Below are 15,679 nucleotides of genomic sequence, written 5' to 3'. Positions count from 1 at the left end.
AACCGTCGGGAGTCGAACTCAGAGGAACGCGGCCAGGTCGGCCTCGAGGGCGGGCTTCGGCTTGGCGCCGATGACGGTCTTGACGACCTCGCCCTTCTGGTAGACCTTCATCGCCGGGATCGAGGTGATCTGGTACTTCGCGGCGATCTGCGGGTTCTCGTCGACGTTCAGCTTGACGATCTCGATCTTGTCGCCGTGCTCGGCCGAGATCTGATCGAGGATCGGGGCGACCATGCGGCAGGGGCCGCACCACTCGGCCCAGAAGTCGACCAGGACGGTCTTCTCGGAGTCGAGGACATCGGCCTGGAACGATGCGTCGGTGACGCTCTTCGCGGTGGACATGACGATTTTCTCCTTCGTGAGCCGGCGGCGCCGACTCGAGTGCGGGTGGTGGGAGGGCTAGAGGGTGAGGAGCTCGGCGGCCGGAGTGCCCTCGGTGCTGGCGATGCCATCGGTGAGGGCGGCGAGGTAGTGCTCGGCGTCGAGGGCGGCGACGGTGCCCGAGGCGGCGGCGGTGACGGCCTGACGGTAGGTCGGGTCGATCACGTCGCCGGCGGCGAAGACGCCCGCCACGGAGGTCTGCGACGAGCGGCCGGTGACGGCGATGGTGCCGTCGGTCGTCAGGTCGAGCTTGCCGTGGACGATGTGGGTGCGCGGGTCGTTGCCGATCGCGATGAAGAGGCCGTCGAGCTCGAGCTTCGACTCGGTGCCGTCGACCGTGTTGCGCAGCTTGACGCCGTTGACGTGGTTCTCACCGGTGATTCCGGTGACCTCGGTGTTCCAGACGAACTCGATCTTCTCGTTGTCGCGGGCGCGCTTCTGCATGACCTTGGAGGCGCGGAGCGAGTCCTTGCGGTGGATGACGTAGACCTTCTCGGCGAACTTGGTGAGGAAGGTCGCCTCCTCCATCGCGGAGTCGCCGCCGCCGACGACAGCGATGGTCTTGCCCTTGAAGAAGAAGCCGTCGCAGGTGGCGCACCATGAGACACCGTGTCCCGAGAGGCGGTCCTCGTCGTGCAGGCCGAGCTTGCGGTACGCGGAGCCGGTCGCGACGACGACGGTCTTCGCCTCGATGCTCTCGCCGGAGCCGAGGTGGATCGTCTTGGTCTCTCCCTCGAGGTCGAGGGAGACGACGTCGTCGTAGAAGGTGTCCGCGCCGAACTTCTCGGCCTGCTTCTGCATGGCCGTCATCAGCTCCGGGCCGAGGACGCCGTCCGGGAAGCCGGGGAAGTTCTCGACGTCGGTGGTGTTCATCAGGTCGCCGCCGATCTCGACGGACGAGGCGACGACCACCGGGTGCAGATCGGCGCGCGCCGCGTAGATGGCGGCCGTCCAGCCTGCGGGGCCGGATCCGATGATGACGATGTCGCGCACGGCAACTCCTCGAGGTCTGTGCTGAGCGGGGCTGATCCGGCGGTCCGCCGGAGGGGGTGGTCTGCCCGGATCCGGTGCTGGGAGCGGATCCGCGGAGCCGGTCCCGCTCGCTCTGTCGTTCCCGGGCTCCAGGGGCTACAACACATCCTAGGCGGGGCCTATTCCGCGGCGTCCGGGGCACTCGGCCCGCGGTCAGGGTCGCCGAACGGCTCTCCGCGAGACGGCTCAGAAAGCCGCGTTGACCGGCTCTTTCTCCGCCGAGCCCGCGGGAGTGCCGCGCTGCCCGATCGACCGGCGCGAGATCAGGACCGTCAGCCAGCCGGCCGAGGCGAAGACCGCCGTCATCGCGACGACGTAGAACACCACCGCGATCATCCCACCGGGGACGATCGGCGGGTCCGCCAGGCGCGGATCGAGGAAGGGGTACGGGTACCAGACCTGCTCGTGCTTCATCTGGTCGTAGACGAGGGGCGCCCGGATGATCGTGTAGACGAACCAGGCGACCGGGAACGCGAGCAGCGCCGGGACGACCGCCCAGGAGAGGCGGCGCCGGCCGGGCGCGAAGAGCCAGTCGAGGATCAGCGCGAGCGGCGCCATGACGTGCATGACCTCGTTGGTCCAGTCCTGACCGGCACCGGCGCCGGTGACCACCGTGCCGCGCAGGAGCAGGTTGTAGACCACTCCGATCACGACCATGTAGGTGACGACGCCGGCCCGCAGCCAGGCGAACCAGCGCGGTTCCGGCAGGGCGCCGCGGGCGAGGACGACGGCGCCGATCAGCAGGACGACGACTGCGAGCAGGCAGACCTCGACGGTGATGTAGCTGAAGAAGTTGGCGGCGAGCGTCGCGCGGTCGCGGAACCGGGCCTCGACCCAGAAGGCGTGGGAGTCGAGGAAGCTCACCGTGGTCGCGGTGAGGACGGCGGCCGCGAGGAGCACGCGGAGGAGGACGAAGGTGGAGCGCATCGCGCCTTCCGGATCGGCGGGAGGGAGGAGGGGGGAGGCGGCTCTGCCGGAGGACGCCCCCACCTTTCCACGTCGCGCCCGGGGGCGCACCACCGGTCCGGTGACGTCCCAGTGTCGCGACGGGGGCTCTCAGGAACGCTCGGGCGTCCCGTGCCGCGTCAGCGCCCGAGGCGGCGGAGGAGCGGAGCGGCCATCGCGCGCAGCTCCGGGACGCGGAGGACCCAGAGCACGCCGAAGTAGACGAGGGCCATGACGACGCCGGTGAGCACCATCGAGATGAGGGCCTGCGGCCAGCCCGCGGCCGGGTAGTCGTCGGCCTGGGCGAGGACGAACATCACCAGGACGCCGGCGCCGATCGAGGGGAGGGTCGCGGCGGCGTAGGTGGCGAAGCGGAGCACGATGCGCGTCCCTCCCCAGCCGCCGAGCTTCTTCCTGAGCATCAGGCACGCCATCAGCGCCTGGACGGCGACACCCGCCGAGATCGAGAGCGCGACGAAGAACGCGGTCGAGTCGTCGGGGAGGAGGAAGGCGATCCCGCAGCCGACGACGATGATCGCGGTCTGCACCAGCGTGTAGAGGAACGGCGAGCGGCCGTCGTTGAGGGCGTAGAACCCGCGCTGCACGATCGCGAGCGTCGAGAACAGCGGCAGCACGATGACGTAGGCGGTGATGATCATGGCCATCTGCCCGGCGGCGACGGGATCGGTCGGCGCGAAGATCGTCGCGAAGGAGCGGGCGCAGACCACGAGGGCCGCCGTGGCGAAGAACAGGAAGAGCCCGACCACCCGGATCGAGGTGGAGATGTCGCTCCGGAAGTCCTTCATCTCGTTGCGCGAGGCGTGGCCGCTCATCTTGGTGTAGTACGCGGTGGCGATCGAGACGGCGATCACCGAGTGCGGGAGCATGAAGACGAGCCAGGCCTTCTGCAGCGCCGTGGCGGAGGCGTCCTCGCCCGAGGAGGCGCTCACGGTGTTGTTCTCGATGAAGCCTGCAGCGACCGTCAGGAGCAGGGTCGCGAAGGTCCAGACGGCGATCCTCCCGGCGCGGCCGAGGCCGACCCCGCGGACGCTGAAATCGGGTCGGTAGCGCAGACCGACCCGCTTCCAGAAGAAGACGAGCAGCATCGCCTGCAGTGCCACTCCGAGGGTCGCCGAGCCCGCCAGCACAGCGATCATCTCGGGCGACCACTCCGTCGCCGCGCGGAGGCCCTTGCCGTCGGAGCCGAAGAGCTGCTGGAAGGCGAGGAGCCCGCCGATGGCGACGACGTTGTTCACGACCGGGGTCCAGGTGAACGGACCGAAGGAGCCGCGGGCGTTGAGCACCTCGCCGAGGATCGTGTACAGCCCGTAGAAGAAGACCTGCGGCAGGCACCAGTAGGCGAAGGTGACGGCGAGGCGGGTCTGCTCCGGCCCGTACTGCGAGGCGTTCAGCTGGATCAGCAGGGGTGCGGCGAGCGTCGCGATCACGGCGGCGCCGAGGAGGACGAGGAGCGCGAGGGTCAGCAGCTTGTTGATGTAGCGCTGACCGCCGTCGGCCTGGAGACCGGCGCGCACGATCTGCGGCACGAGGACCGCGTTGAGCGCACCGCCTGCGATGATCGCGTAGATCGTGTTCGGAAGGCCGTTGGCGACGGTGAAGGCGTCGGGGCCCTGGCCGACGAGGCCGATGGTCTGGGTGAAGACCAGCGACATCACGAAGCCGAGGACCCGCGAGACCATCGTGCCGGAGGCGAGGACGGCGCTCGCGCGACCGAGGGAGAAGCTAGCCACGGGAATCCGTTCGGTCGTCGTCGAGGCCCGGCTGGACGGCGAGCGGGGCGTTGGGGTCCTCCTCGTCCTCCTCGGGGGTGTCGCCGCGGCGGCGCCGGCGGATGTTGCGGAGGATGCCCGCGCCGAAGACGAGGACGAGGAGGATGCCGACGCCCAGGGTGCCGACGGTCTCCCAGTCGGCGCGGACGTTGGTGACGATGCCGGTGGGAGCGCCGATGGGCGTGCCGTCCTGCGACGTCAGCTGCATCCGGAGCTCGGTCTCGCCGTTGCCGACGCGTGCCTTCACGGGAATGAGGACGCGGCCCTGCGAGCGGGCGTCGATCGCCGTCGGCTCGACCGAGGACTCGTCGATGTCGAGGACGGCGTTCGAGGTCGAGGCCTGGATCCGGACCGTCACGGGCCACGGCAGGTCGTTGCGGACGTAGACCGGGATGCTGGAGTCGCGGGAGAGCTGGGTGACGCTGTCGGAGCTCTCGATGGCGACGGAGGAGAGCGTGGTGTCGGCCTGCTCGCGGCTGGCGGTGACCGCCTCCTGCCAGCCGGTCGTGTCCTCGCGCCAGGTCACGGCGAGCAGGGCCAGGAGGTCGTTGCGGCGCTTGCCGCTCAGCAGCTGCGGCTCGGTGAGGACGGCCGAGAACGACTCGACGCGGGCGGCCGCGGTCAGCAGGTCGGACACGCCCTCGAGGCGCTGCTCCGACTCCGGGCTGTCGATGATCGTCGCGTCCTCGGTCGCCGGCGAGGTGAGGGCGGCGGCGAGGGACGAGCCCTCGGCCCAGGGCAGGGCGTCGACGGCGTCGAGGGTCTGCGCGAGGCGGACGCCGTCGATCGCCGCACCGCGGTCGAGCGCGAGGACCACGTCGGGGGACTCGCCCTCCCGCTGCACCTGCGCGAGGTCGGCGGTGAGGTCGGCGGTGCTCGCGCGCCACTCCGAGTCGGTGCTCGCGCTGACGGCGGCGTCGAAGGCGGTGGAGAGGGCGCTGTCGGCGACGATGACGTCGTGGTCGTCGATGGCGGCTCGGGTCGTCGTGGTGACGCCGTCCGGCAGCTCGAGATTGTCGGAGGAGACGACCGTGCGGCTCATGCCGCCGGTGGCATACACGCCGAGATCCGCCGCGCGGACGGTGCCGTCGTCCGGCCAGGCGATGCGGCCGACCGTCGGCGACCAGTCGAACGCGAGGAGCGACTCGGTCGTCGGGCGCTCGGGGAGGTCCTGGGCGGTCGAATCGCCGGGAACCGCCGTCGGGGTCGGCGTCCCCGAGCTCGTCGGCGCGAACAGGGTGGGATCGAGCGCGTACTCGAACGAGGTCGGCGCCAGGAGCGTGGACAGGCCGGACTGCGCCTGGGCGGCGACGTCCGCATCCGCGTAGGGCAGGGCGAAGACCTCGTTCGGCACCGACTCGAGCCGGTCCAGCCAGGCGGTCGCCGATTCCGGTGCCGTGTCGCCGAGGACCCGGATCGACGCGAGGATGCGCGGATCCACTCCGATGGTCACGGCGCGGCCGTCGACGGTGTCGAGCTGGCGCGAGAGCGTGCCGGTGGTCTGGGTGTAGTCCTGCAGCGTCTCGGCGGAGAGCAGGCCGTCAGCGGTGTCGGGGACCGTGAGCGGCACGAGGACGCTGACGCCGGTCTCCTGCTCGCTGGGGAAGCCGGTCGAGAGCTCGACGACGCCTCGGGCGGTCGCGACGGTGCCACCGGGGCTGCTGACGGTCACCGAGATCGCGTGGGTGCCGAACGCCTCCGGGTCGCGGATCGAGTCGGTGGAGAAGGGGAGCGAGGCCGCGGGGACGGTGACGCCGACCTGGGCGGAGCTGGAGGGGAGCAGTCGCACGTCGGCGCCGTCGCCGGTGCTCGTGCCCTCGTCCTCGGACTCGCCGTCGAGCCACTCGGCGAGCTCGGCCCGGGAGTCGAGGGTGTCCTCGTCGATCGCGACCTCGACGCGCGCGCCGTCGATCGACTCGGTGGTGCCGTTGCGAACGGAGATCGCGAGCTGGAGGTCGTCGCCGGGGAGGAGGACGCCGTCGTTCGCCGCGCCGACCGTCGCCGTGACGGTGGCCTGCCCGGACTCGAGGGCCGTGCGCTCAGCGGCGTCCGCCGCCGCGGGGAGGGCGCCGCCGAGGAGCGCGATCGACAGCGCAGCGGCACCGGCGGAGCGGAGCAGCTGCGGGACCGCTCGCCGGGGGCGGGGACGATTGGAGGGGGTGAGGTCGTGCCGACGCATCGAACTCACTCGGCCTCCATGCGGGTGATTCTACGGGCAGGCCTCCGGGCAGCCGTCTGCCGGGCCGCGGGATGCGCTGCGGAGTCGCTCAGGAGCCGTAACCGGTCGAGGCGGTTGCACTCCGGCGCGCACCGCGGCCCGGTCACGGCTCCCCGGTAGGATCTGCCGGATGCACAGCGTCCAGACCGCCCTCGAGACCCTCCGAGCTCTCGCGGCGACACCGACGGTGGCCCGGCTCGCGGAGGCGTTCGCCGCGCAGGGCCACGAGCTCGCGATGGTCGGCGGCCCCGTCCGCGACGCCTTCCTGGGCCACGGCGTGCACGACCTCGACTTCACGACCTCGGCGCGGCCCGACGACATCGTGCGGATCGTCGCTCCGATCGCCGAGGCGCACTGGGACATCGGCCGGGCGTTCGGCACGATCGGCGCGCGGATCGCCGGCGAGACGGTGGAGATCACCACCTACCGCAGCGACAGCTACGACGGGGTCAGCCGCAAGCCCGAGGTCGAGTTCGGCGACAGCCTCGAGGGCGACCTCGTGCGCCGCGACTTCACCGTCAACGCGATGGCGCTGCGGCTGCCCGAGATCGTGCTCGTCGACCCGGCCGGGGGAGTGGAGGACCTGCTCTCGGGCCGGCTGCGCACGCCCGCCGCGGCCGACCTCTCCTTCGGCGACGACCCGCTGCGGATGCTGCGCGGCGCGCGGTTCACCTCACAGCTCGGCTTCCGGACCACCGACGAGGTCGAGTGGGCGATGGCCGAGCTGGCCCCGCGCATCGACGACGTCTCCGCGGAGCGGGTGCAGGAGGAGCTGCGGAAGCTGCTCGCGACCGCCTCGCCGCGGGCCGGACTCGAGCTGCTCGTCGACACCGGTCTGGCCGGTTACTTCCTCCCCGAGCTGCCGGCCCTGCGGCTGGAGCAGGACGAGCACCACCACCACAAGGACGTCTACGTGCACAGCCTCACGGTGCTGGAGCAGGCGATCGCGCTGGAAGGACAGCGGAACCCCGGCGCGGCGCCGGACGTCACCCTCCGCATCGCGGCGCTGCTGCACGACATCGGCAAGCCGGCGACGCGGCGGCTGGAGCCGGGCGGAGCGGTCAGCTTCTACCACCACGACCTCGTCGGCTCGAAGCTGGCGATCAAGCGGCTGCGCTCGCTGAAGTTCGACAAGCAGACCATCGCGGACGTCGCCCGGCTGATCGAGCTGCACCTGCGCTTCTTCGGCTACACCGAGGGCGCCTGGACCGACTCGGCCGTCCGCCGCTACGTCACCGACGCCGGCCCGCTGCTCGAGCGGCTGCACATCCTGACCCGGGCCGACGTGACGACCCGCAACACCCGCAAGGCCGACCGGCTCGCGCACGCCTACGACGACCTGGAGCAGCGGATCGCGGAGCTCGCCGAGAAGGAGGAGCTCGCCTCGAAGCGGCCCGACCTCGACGGCACCCAGATCATGGCGATCCTGGATCTCCCGCCGGGGCGCGAAGTGGGGCTCGCGTACAAGTTCCTGCTCGAGCTGCGACTCGAGGAGGGACCGCTCGGCGAGGAGGAGGCCGCCCGGCGGCTGAAGGAGTGGTGGGCGGCGCGCTGAGCGTCGTCGCGCGGGATCGGGAGCCGATCAGTCCCGGTCCGTGAGAACGGACTGCCAGTCGCGCGGCACCCGGTCCGCCGGTCCGGGCGTCGACTGGTCGGCGGGGTGGCTCTGCGGGTCGGCGAGACGCGGACCGTCGGCGTAGTCGTCCGTCCGGTAGTCCCAGAACCACTCCTCGCCGGGCTCGAAGCTCCGGATGACCGAGTGGCCGGTCTCGTGGAAGTGCGCGGTCGCGTGCCGGTTCAGCGAGTCGTCGCAGCAGCCGATGTGCCCGCAGAGCGCGCAGCGGCGCAGGTGCAGCCACCACGAGCCGGACTGCTCGCACTCGACGCAGCCGGGGCCGCTCGGCGGGACGGAGGGGTCGATCGTCTGCTGCGTCGTCATGCGCTCAGCTTGTCCCTCCGCGCCGTCCGGCACCAGATCCGTCCCGTCCTCCGGAAGACCGTCTGAACGGTTCTCGAACTTCGGAGCGATCCCTCCGTGTCGCGACGCGGCAGGCCTATCGTGGAGCCACTTCTCCCCTGCTTCGGGGAGGAGCGCACGCTGACGTCGACTCGGGCGTGCCCCGGGCCGACCCGAGCACGGAGGTACGACCATGCCGTATGTGACCACGGACGACGACGTCGAGATCTACTACAAGGACTGGGGATCCGCGGACGCGCAGCCGATCGTGTTCCACCACGGCTGGCCGCTGTCCTCGGACGACTGGGACGCGCAGCTCCTCTTCTTCCACGCGCACGGCTACCGCGTGATCGCGACCGACCGCCGCGGTCACGGACGGTCGGAGCAGGTCGGCACCGGGCACGACATGGACCACTACGCCAGCGACGTCGACGCCGTGGTGCGGCATCTCGACCTGCACGACGCGGTCCACATCGGACACTCCACCGGCGGCGGCCAGGTCGCGCGCTACGTCGCGCAGTACGGCCAGCCGCAGGGCCGCGTGGCGAAGGCGGTCCTCGTCTCCTCCGTGCCGCCGCTGATGGTGCAGACGGAGGCGAACCCCGAGGGCACGCCGATGAGCGTCTTCGACGGGTTCCGCGAGGCGCTCGCCGCGAACCGCGCCGAGTTCTTCCAGGCCGTCGCGTCGGGTCCGTTCTACGGCTTCAACCGCGACGGCGCGGAGGTCTCGCAGCCGGTGATCGACAACTGGTGGCGCCAGGGGATGACGGGAAGTGCGCTCGCGCACTACGAGGGCATCACGGCGTTCTCGGAGACGGACCAGACGGAGGACCTGAAGGCGATCACCGTCCCGGTCCTCGTGCTGCAGGGCGACGACGACCAGGTCGTGCCGTACCAGGACGCGGCGCTGAAGCAGCACGAGCTGCTGCAGGACTCGACGCTGAAGATCTACGAGAGCTACCCGCACGGCATGCTGACCACCCACGCCGACGTGCTCAACCCGGACCTGCTGGCGTTCATCCAGCGGTAGCGCGTCCCGGTGACGGCGGGATCCGGCAGGCGACCGCGGATCCCGCCGGATCGGCCCTGGGCTCGGAGTCCCGCGAGTGGTAGGGTCGTCAGGTTGTCCATGACCAGACGCACTCGCGTCCGCGGGAGTGGGCAGATGCTACATACCCTCCTGTCACGGAAATACCGTGGCCGTTCAGTCCGAAGGAGGTGGGTTAGTGACGCATCAGTACGAACTCATGGTCATCCTGGATCCCGAGATCGATGAGCGCACCGTCGCTCCGAGTCTCGACAAGTTCCTCAACGTCATCCGCACCGATGGTGGATCCATCGACAAGGTCGACGTCTGGGGCCGCCGTCGTCTGGCGTACGAGATCAACAAGAAGTCCGAGGGCATCTACGCCATCGTCGACTTCACGTCGACCTCGGCCGCCGCGAACGAGCTCGACCGTCAGCTGAAGCTGTCGGAGGCCGTCATGCGCACCAAGGTGCTCCGCGCCGAAGAGGGCATCGCCCAGGTCGCCGCCGCCAAGAAGCTCGCCGACGAGAAGGCCGCCCGCAAGGCTGCCAAGGCTCCGGCCGCTCCCAAGGCGTAACGCTGATGGCCGGCGAGACGATCATCACCGTGGTGGGGAACCTTACCGCCGACCCCGAGCTGCGCTACACGCAGGGCGGGCTCGCGGTCGCGAACTTCACCATCGCCTCCACGCCGCGCACCTTCGACCGTCAGGCGAACGACTGGAAGGACGGCGAAGCGCTGTTCCTCCGGGCCTCCGTCTGGCGCGAGTTCGCCGAGAACGTCGCGGGGACGCTGACCAAGGGAAGCCGTGTCGTCGCGACCGGCCGCCTGAAGCAGCGCTCCTACGAGACGAAGGAAGGCGAGAAGCGCACCAGCATCGAGCTCGAGATCGACGAGATCGGCCCCTCGCTGCGCTACGCGACCGCTCAGGTCACGCGCGCGGCCGGTGGCGGCGGTGGACGCGGTCAGGTCGGCGGCGGCGGTGGCAACCAGGGCGCGAGCCAGGGCGGCTTCGGCGGCGGCAACGGCGGCAACCAGGGGGGCTCCGGCGGAAACGGCGGCGGCAACCGCGGTGGCGGCCAGGCCGAGGAGCCGTGGGCGCCCAGCGCTCCGGCCGGTGGCGACGTGTGGAGCACGCCGGGCAGCTACAACGACGAGACGCCGTTCTGAGCCTCCGGCTCGAGCGCGCCCTCACCTGAATCACGCGTCCCCGCCCCGAGAGGGGTGCGGACGGACGCGTACCAGAATCTAAGGAAACCACTATGGCTGGAAAGAGCAGCGGCGACCGCCGCAAGCCGATCCGCGGCAAGGGCGCGAAGAACGCGGCCCCCGCGAAGTCGGTCCGCGTGGGCGTCATCGACTACAAGGACGTCCCGACCCTTCGCAAGTTCATCTCCGAGCGCGGCAAGATCCGCGCCCGTCGCATCACCGGCGTCTCCGTCCAGGAGCAGCGCCTCATCGCCCGCGCCGTCAAGAACGCCCGCGAGATGGCGCTCCTGCCCTACGCCGGCAGCGGAAGGTAGGTAGAAGATGTCCAAGGTCATCCTGACCCACGAGGTCGACGGGCTCGGCTCCGCCGGCGACGTCGTCGACGTGAAGAACGGGTTCGCCCGCAACTACCTCATCCCGCAGGGCTTCGGCGTCGCGTGGACCCGCGGTGGCGAGAAGCAGGTCGAGCAGATCAAGTCGGCGCGAGCCGCTCGTGAGCACAAGACCATCGAGGAGGCTCAGCACACGAAGCAGGTCCTCGAGGCCAACCGCGTGAAGCTGACCGTCAAGGCCGGAAAGGACGGGCGCCTCTTCGGCTCCGTCAAGACCTCCGACATCGCGACTGCGGTGGCGGCGGCCGGCTACGGCGAGCTCGACAAGCGCAAGATCGTGATCTCGAACGCGATCAAGAACGTCGGCGAGCACGAGGCCGTGGTGCGTCTGCGCGACGACATCCAGGCCACCGTGAAGCTGCAGGTGGTCGCGGCCAAGTAAGGCCGCGAGAACGCCGCGGAGGGCGGTGCGACGGGACTTCACGGTCCCCTCGCACCGCCCTTCGTCGTTGCGGTTCTCCACAGCTCCATCCACATACACCCTCGCGGGAGGGCAACCTTCAATGTGGTCTGGAGACTCTTTTTCCCACACACCTGTGGAAAGCGGGAAAGGCCTGGTCAGGCCGCTGAAAAAACTTGTCCGACAGTCGAGTTCCCACAGGGTTCTCCACATGTTGCCCACAGCGGGCGCGGCGTTTCCCGCTCGTTCTCCACAGTTCTCTCCACAGGGTGGTTTGACCCCGGCGGCGGGCGGTCCGTAGTGTGGCGCAGCGCCCCGCGAGGGGAGCGGGGCGGGCGCCGAGCGTCCGCTGTCGGAGGTCGGGCGTAGACCTGTTCCCGGCACTCGCGACAGACGGCTCGACCGTGTCGCCACCCGTTCCGCGAGGCACCCGACAGGAGGAGGCGAAGGCATGACGATCGCGCACCTGGCGGTTCCCGGCTCGGACGGACGAGACGGGCGGGACTCCCGAGGGGACTCCCCGCGCAGCAACGAGCGCACGCCCCCGCACGACCTGCTCGCGGAGCAGTCGGCGCTCGGCGGCATGCTGCTCTCGAAGGACGCCGTCGCCGACGTCGTGGAGAGCGTCAAGGCGACCGACTTCTACATCCCCAAGCACGAGATCGTCTTCGAGGCGATCCTGGCGCTCTACTCGCACGGCGAGCCGACCGACGTCATCGCCGTCACCGACGAGCTGACCAAGCAGGGCGAGCTGCAGCGCGCCGGCGGCGCCGACTACCTGCACTCGCTCACCGCGATGGTGCCGACCGCGGCGAACGCGGGCTACTACGCGTCGATCGTGGCCGAGCGCGCGCTGCTGCGCCGCCTGGTCGAGGCGGGCACCCGCATCGCGCAGATGGGCTACCAGGGCGAGGGCGAGGTCCTCGACCTCGTCAACACGGCGCAGGCCGAGATCTACAACGTCACCGGGTCGGAGACGGCGGAGGACTACGTCCCGTTGACCGACGCGGTGACCGTCGCCATCGACGAGATCGAGGCCGCGGCGCACAAGGACGGGGCCTTCACCGGCGTGCCGACCGGCTTCGCCGACCTGGACGACCTCACCAACGGCTTCCACCCCGGCCAGATGATCATCGTCGCGGCGCGACCGGCACTCGGAAAGTCGACGCTCGCGCTCGACTTCGCCCGCGCCGCCGCGATCAAGCACAACATGGCGACGATCTTCTTCTCGCTCGAGATGGGGCGCAGCGAGATCGCGATGCGCCTGCTCTCGGCCGAGGCGTCCGTTCCGCTGCAGCACATGCGCAAGGGCACGGTCGACCAGCGCGACTGGACGACCATCGCCTCCACCCGCGGCCGCATCAACGACGCCCCGCTCTACATCGACGACTCGCCGAACCTCACGCTCGTCGAGATCCGCGCGAAGTGCCGCCGGCTCAAGCAGCGCATCGGCCTGAAGATGGTCGTCATCGACTACCTCCAGCTGATGACCTCGGGCAAGAAGGTCGAGAGCCGCCAGCAGGAGGTCTCCGAGTTCTCCCGTGCGCTGAAGCTGCTCGCGAAGGAGCTGCAGGTGCCGGTCATCGCGCTGTCGCAGCTGAACCGTGGACCGGAGCAGCGCGCCGACAAGCTGCCCGCCATCTCCGACCTCCGCGAGTCCGGCTCGATCGAGCAGGACGCCGACATGGTGATCCTGCTGCACCGCGAGAGCGCCTACGAGAAGGACAACCCGCGCGCCGGCGAGGCCGATCTCATCGTCGCCAAGCACCGCAACGGTCCGACCCGGACGGTGACCGTGGGCTTCCACGGCCACTTCTCCCGCTTCGCGGACATCCCGGCGGTCTGACGCTCGTGGCTGCACAGGAACCGGTCGAGGAGGTCGCGCTCGACGGGGAGAGCATCCGGCTCGGGCAGTTCCTGAAGTTCGCGGGGATCCTCGACTCCGGGGGCGAGGTGAAGGAGGCCGTCGCGGACGGCTTCGTCAGCGTGAACGGCGAGGTGGACCGGCGGCGCGGGCGGCAGCTGGCGGTCGGCGACGTCGTCGAGTTCGGCGGGCGCCGGTTCCGCGTCGGGGCGTAGGACTCGTCCGGACGTCTCCTCTTCCGGGCGCCGCGGGTGCGTGGCTAGCATCGGGGCGTGCGACGCCGGGGTCGCACCGGTCAGGAGGCTCCGATGGGGTTCGTCAGCTACGGGATGCTCGTGTCGATCGACGGCTTCGTCGCGGCGGCGGACGGCGACATCTCCGGCTTCCCCGCGCCCGGGCCCGCGCTGCACCGGGTCTTCAACGAGGGGCAGCGGGCCGCCGCCCTGTCGGTCTACGGCAGCCGGATGTGGCGGATGATGGCGTACTGGGGCCGGCCCGATCCGGAGTGGGACGAGGTCGCCGAGGACTTCGCGCAGGCGTGGGTCGAGACTCCGAAGGTCGTCTTCTCGTCGACGGTGACGGAGGTGCCCGAGGGTGTGACGCTGATCGCCTCCGACGCGGTCGACGCGTTCCGGCGGATCAAGTCCGAGACCGACGGTGCGATCGAGGTGAGCGGGCCGACGCTGGCCGCCTCGCTCGGCGCGGCCGGGCTGATCGACGAGTACCGGCTCCACACGCAGCCGTTCGTCCTCGGCGGAGGGACGCCGTACTTCGCCGCCGGGTTCCGACCGGAGCTGCGCTTCGTCGGCAGCGAGCCGCTGCCGGAGGGCGCGGTGCTGACGCGGTACGCGCCGCGCTGACGGGTCCATTGCTGTGGCTGACGCCACTGCTTCGACGTGGCGCACCGGCCCTTCCGGAAAGGACTGCGCGAACCGCAGACCTCCGTCATCACCAGGCCCTCAGCTCATGAGCTTCCGCGCCTCATCCTGAGGCACGCAGCGCAGTGAGCAGCGAAAGCGCTCAGGGCGCGTGACCGGGTCCGCGCTGCGTGACAGGCTCGGAGGACACTGACGTCAGGAGCGCGCGCATGCAGGTCGGCATTCATTTCATGAACTTCACGCTGCCGGGGGGCAGTGCCGGGATCGCGCCGATCCTGGGGGCCACGGCGCGGACGGCGGAGGACGTCGGCTGCGAGTGGTTCACGCTGATGGACCACTACTTCCAGATGGAGCAGTTCGCGACGAGCGAGGATCCGATGCTCGAGGGGTACACCTCGCTCGGGTTCGTCGCGGGGCGGACGGAGCGGCTGCGGCTGGGGCTGCTGGTGACCGGGGTGACCTACCGGCACCCGGGGCTGCTGGCGAAGATCGTGACGACGCTCGACGTGCTGTCGGGCGGGCGGGCGATGCTCGGCATCGGTGCGGCCTGGTACGAGCGGGAGCACCTCGGGCTGGGCGTGCCGTATCCGGCGCTGAAGGAGCGGTTCGAGCGGCTCGAGGAGACGCTGCAGATCTGCAAGCAGATGTGGAGCGAGAACGACGGGCCGTACTCGGGGAAGCACTTCCAGCTGGCCGAGACGCTGAACCACCCGGAGCCGATCCAGCGGCCGGGTCCGCCGATCCTGATCGGGGGCAGCGGCGAGAAGAAGACGCTGCGTCTGGTCGCGGAGTACGGCGACGCCTGCAACCTGTTCGCGATCGGGGCGGAGGGGATCGCGCACAAGCTCGACGTGCTGCGCCGGCACTGCGACGACCTCGGGCGCGACTACGACGCGATCACGAAGACGATCATCGGCGGCGGCGACCCGGTCGGCGACCCTGACGGGTTCGTGCGGGCGATGGAGGAGTACGCGGCGCTCGGGATCTCGCTGGTCGAGCTCGCGCCGCAGGGGCCGGACCCGGAGGGGTACGTGGCGCAGTTGGGCGAGGGCGTCGTGGGGCGGCTGGCGGCGATCGGCTGAGGGCGGGGTCTCGATACGCCGCTGCGCGGCTGCTCGACCAGCATGAAAGGGCGCCGCGCGGCTGGTCGACCGGCATGAAAGGGGCGCTGCGCGGTCGGTCGACCGGCAGGGAGGGGAGCTGCGCGCACAACATCAGCTGAGAGCACCCGGCCTCCGCTGTCAGCGGAGGGACCCCTGTCTCAGCTGATGTTCTGCGCGTCGGCGGCGGCAGAACGTCAGCCGAGGACGTGCGTCGTCGCCGAGGGGCGCTGAGAGTGACTCCCGGCTGATGTTCTGCGTCTGGAGCGGGTGCCGTGGTCTGCAGATCCGAACTGTCGGGCGCGCCCCATGCTGATCGAGTAGCCCGTGGAGCGGGCGTATCGAGAGCCGGCAGCGCCGGAAGGACGAGTCTGCAGACCTGGCCTTCATCGGACGGTGGGTCTCGATACGCCGCTGCGCGGCTGCTCGACCAGCATGAGGGGACCGCTGTGCGGCTGCCCGACCAGCAGGTCTGCGGGCGACTCT

The 15,679-nt window shown here is 70.4% G+C and carries 16 protein-coding genes; 10 read left to right on the top strand and 6 right to left on the bottom strand.

Annotated elements, in window-relative coordinates; genetic code table 11:
- Nucleotides 1–18: 18 nt before the first annotated feature.
- The 5 genes from trxA to MT353_RS14570 all read right to left on the bottom strand — a co-directional run bounded on the left by trxA (nt 19) and on the right by MT353_RS14570 (nt 6,327).
- Nucleotides 19–342: a thioredoxin gene (trxA, locus tag MT353_RS14590; protein ID WP_123447267.1), complete on the bottom strand. Its 324-nt coding sequence runs from the start codon at nt 340–342 to the stop codon at nt 19–21.
- Between the two features lie 57 nt (nt 343–399).
- The gene (trxB, locus tag MT353_RS14585; protein WP_123736143.1) at nt 400–1,374 is read right to left on the bottom strand and encodes a thioredoxin-disulfide reductase; all 975 of its coding nucleotides are present in this window, start codon (nt 1,372–1,374) and stop codon (nt 400–402) included.
- Between the two features lie 225 nt (nt 1,375–1,599).
- Entirely contained in the window at nt 1,600–2,340 is a 741-nt protein-coding gene (locus MT353_RS14580) for a Pr6Pr family membrane protein (protein ID WP_243624970.1), read from the bottom strand.
- Between the two features lie 158 nt (nt 2,341–2,498).
- A complete protein-coding gene (gene murJ, locus MT353_RS14575; RefSeq protein WP_243624969.1) occupies nt 2,499–4,109 on the bottom strand; it encodes a murein biosynthesis integral membrane protein MurJ in 1,611 nt (536 codons plus the stop codon).
- On the bottom strand, nt 4,102–6,327 hold the full coding sequence (locus MT353_RS14570; protein WP_243625001.1) for a DUF6049 family protein: 2,226 nt from the start codon (nt 6,325–6,327) through the stop codon (nt 4,102–4,104). Before MT353_RS14570 ends, murJ begins: the two co-directional genes overlap by 8 nt.
- 169 nt (nt 6,328–6,496) lie before the next feature.
- On the opposite strand from MT353_RS14570, the gene MT353_RS14565 reads away from it, so the two are divergent.
- A complete protein-coding gene (locus MT353_RS14565) occupies nt 6,497–7,921 on the top strand; it encodes a CCA tRNA nucleotidyltransferase (protein WP_243624968.1) in 1,425 nt (474 codons plus the stop codon).
- A gap of 27 nt (nt 7,922–7,948) precedes the next feature.
- Here the strand turns inward: MT353_RS14565 and MT353_RS14560 are convergent, their stop codons facing one another.
- Entirely contained in the window at nt 7,949–8,305 is a 357-nt protein-coding gene (locus tag MT353_RS14560) for a UBP-type zinc finger domain-containing protein (RefSeq protein ID WP_123706124.1), read from the bottom strand.
- Nucleotides 8,306–8,516: 211 nt separating this feature from the next.
- Here MT353_RS14560 and MT353_RS14555 point away from each other — a divergent pair, with 211 nt between their 5' ends.
- The 9 genes from MT353_RS14555 (at nt 8,517) to MT353_RS14515 (ending at nt 15,175) form a co-directional block, all read left to right on the top strand.
- Nucleotides 8,517–9,353, top strand: a complete 837-nt coding sequence (locus tag MT353_RS14555; protein ID WP_243624967.1) for an alpha/beta fold hydrolase — start codon at nt 8,517–8,519, stop codon at nt 9,351–9,353.
- A 196-nt stretch (nt 9,354–9,549) separates the two neighbouring features.
- Nucleotides 9,550–9,927, top strand: coding sequence for a 30S ribosomal protein S6 (rpsF, locus tag MT353_RS14550; RefSeq protein WP_123447279.1), 378 nt, complete (start codon nt 9,550–9,552; stop codon nt 9,925–9,927).
- 5 nt (nt 9,928–9,932) lie between these two features.
- A complete protein-coding gene (locus MT353_RS14545; protein WP_123706126.1) occupies nt 9,933–10,520 on the top strand; it encodes a single-stranded DNA-binding protein in 588 nt (195 codons plus the stop codon).
- Between the two features lie 92 nt (nt 10,521–10,612).
- On the top strand, nt 10,613–10,873 hold the full coding sequence (rpsR, locus tag MT353_RS14540) for a 30S ribosomal protein S18 (protein ID WP_056039813.1): 261 nt from the start codon (nt 10,613–10,615) through the stop codon (nt 10,871–10,873).
- 7 nt (nt 10,874–10,880) lie between these two features.
- Complete coding sequence (gene rplI / locus MT353_RS14535) at nt 10,881–11,333, top strand: 50S ribosomal protein L9 (RefSeq protein WP_123447282.1); 453 nt, start codon at nt 10,881–10,883, stop codon at nt 11,331–11,333.
- Between the two features lie 469 nt (nt 11,334–11,802).
- Entirely contained in the window at nt 11,803–13,197 is a 1,395-nt protein-coding gene (gene dnaB, locus MT353_RS14530) for a replicative DNA helicase (RefSeq protein ID WP_123447283.1), read from the top strand.
- 5 nt (nt 13,198–13,202) lie between these two features.
- Complete coding sequence (locus MT353_RS14525; protein WP_243624966.1) at nt 13,203–13,430, top strand: RNA-binding S4 domain-containing protein; 228 nt, start codon at nt 13,203–13,205, stop codon at nt 13,428–13,430.
- A 93-nt stretch (nt 13,431–13,523) separates the two neighbouring features.
- Nucleotides 13,524–14,075 carry a dihydrofolate reductase family protein gene (locus MT353_RS14520; RefSeq protein WP_243624964.1) on the top strand — a complete coding sequence of 184 codons (552 nt, stop codon included), beginning with the start codon at nt 13,524–13,526 and terminating at the stop codon, nt 14,073–14,075.
- Nucleotides 14,076–14,302: 227 nt separating this feature from the next.
- Nucleotides 14,303–15,175 (top strand): LLM class F420-dependent oxidoreductase, encoded by an 873-nt coding sequence (locus MT353_RS14515; protein ID WP_243624963.1) that lies wholly within the window; start codon nt 14,303–14,305, stop codon nt 15,173–15,175.
- Nucleotides 15,176–15,679 lie beyond the last annotated feature (504 nt).

Source organism: Rathayibacter sp. VKM Ac-2927, assembly GCF_022815525.1.
GTDB classification, from domain to species: Bacteria; Actinomycetota; Actinomycetes; order Actinomycetales; family Microbacteriaceae; genus Rathayibacter; species Rathayibacter festucae.
Note: the sequence above shows the minus strand (reverse complement) of the source record. Positions and strands in the feature narration are given on the sequence as shown.

What these genes read in the sequence shown, in the direction of transcription:
- rpsR (WP_056039813.1), top strand. Translation starts at nt 10,613, where the DNA reads ATGGCTGGAAAGAGCAGCGGCGACCGCCGCAAGCCGATCCGCGGCAAG.
- dnaB (WP_123447283.1), top strand. Translation starts at nt 11,803, where the DNA reads ATGACGATCGCGCACCTGGCGGTTCCCGGCTCGGACGGACGAGACGGG.
- MT353_RS14520 (WP_243624964.1), top strand. Translation starts at nt 13,524, where the DNA reads ATGGGGTTCGTCAGCTACGGGATGCTCGTGTCGATCGACGGCTTCGTC.
- trxA (WP_123447267.1), bottom strand. Translation starts at nt 342, where the DNA reads ATGTCCACCGCGAAGAGCGTCACCGACGCATCGTTCCAGGCCGATGTC.
- MT353_RS14580 (WP_243624970.1), bottom strand. Translation starts at nt 2,340, where the DNA reads ATGCGCTCCACCTTCGTCCTCCTCCGCGTGCTCCTCGCGGCCGCCGTC.
- MT353_RS14560 (WP_123706124.1), bottom strand. Translation starts at nt 8,305, where the DNA reads ATGACGACGCAGCAGACGATCGACCCCTCCGTCCCGCCGAGCGGCCCC.
- rplI (WP_123447282.1), top strand. Translation starts at nt 10,881, where the DNA reads ATGTCCAAGGTCATCCTGACCCACGAGGTCGACGGGCTCGGCTCCGCC.
- MT353_RS14515 (WP_243624963.1), top strand. Translation starts at nt 14,303, where the DNA reads ATGCAGGTCGGCATTCATTTCATGAACTTCACGCTGCCGGGGGGCAGT.
- MT353_RS14555 (WP_243624967.1), top strand. Translation starts at nt 8,517, where the DNA reads ATGCCGTATGTGACCACGGACGACGACGTCGAGATCTACTACAAGGAC.
- MT353_RS14545 (WP_123706126.1), top strand. Translation starts at nt 9,933, where the DNA reads ATGGCCGGCGAGACGATCATCACCGTGGTGGGGAACCTTACCGCCGAC.
- MT353_RS14570 (WP_243625001.1), bottom strand. Translation starts at nt 6,327, where the DNA reads ATGCGTCGGCACGACCTCACCCCCTCCAATCGTCCCCGCCCCCGGCGA.
- MT353_RS14565 (WP_243624968.1), top strand. Translation starts at nt 6,497, where the DNA reads ATGCACAGCGTCCAGACCGCCCTCGAGACCCTCCGAGCTCTCGCGGCG.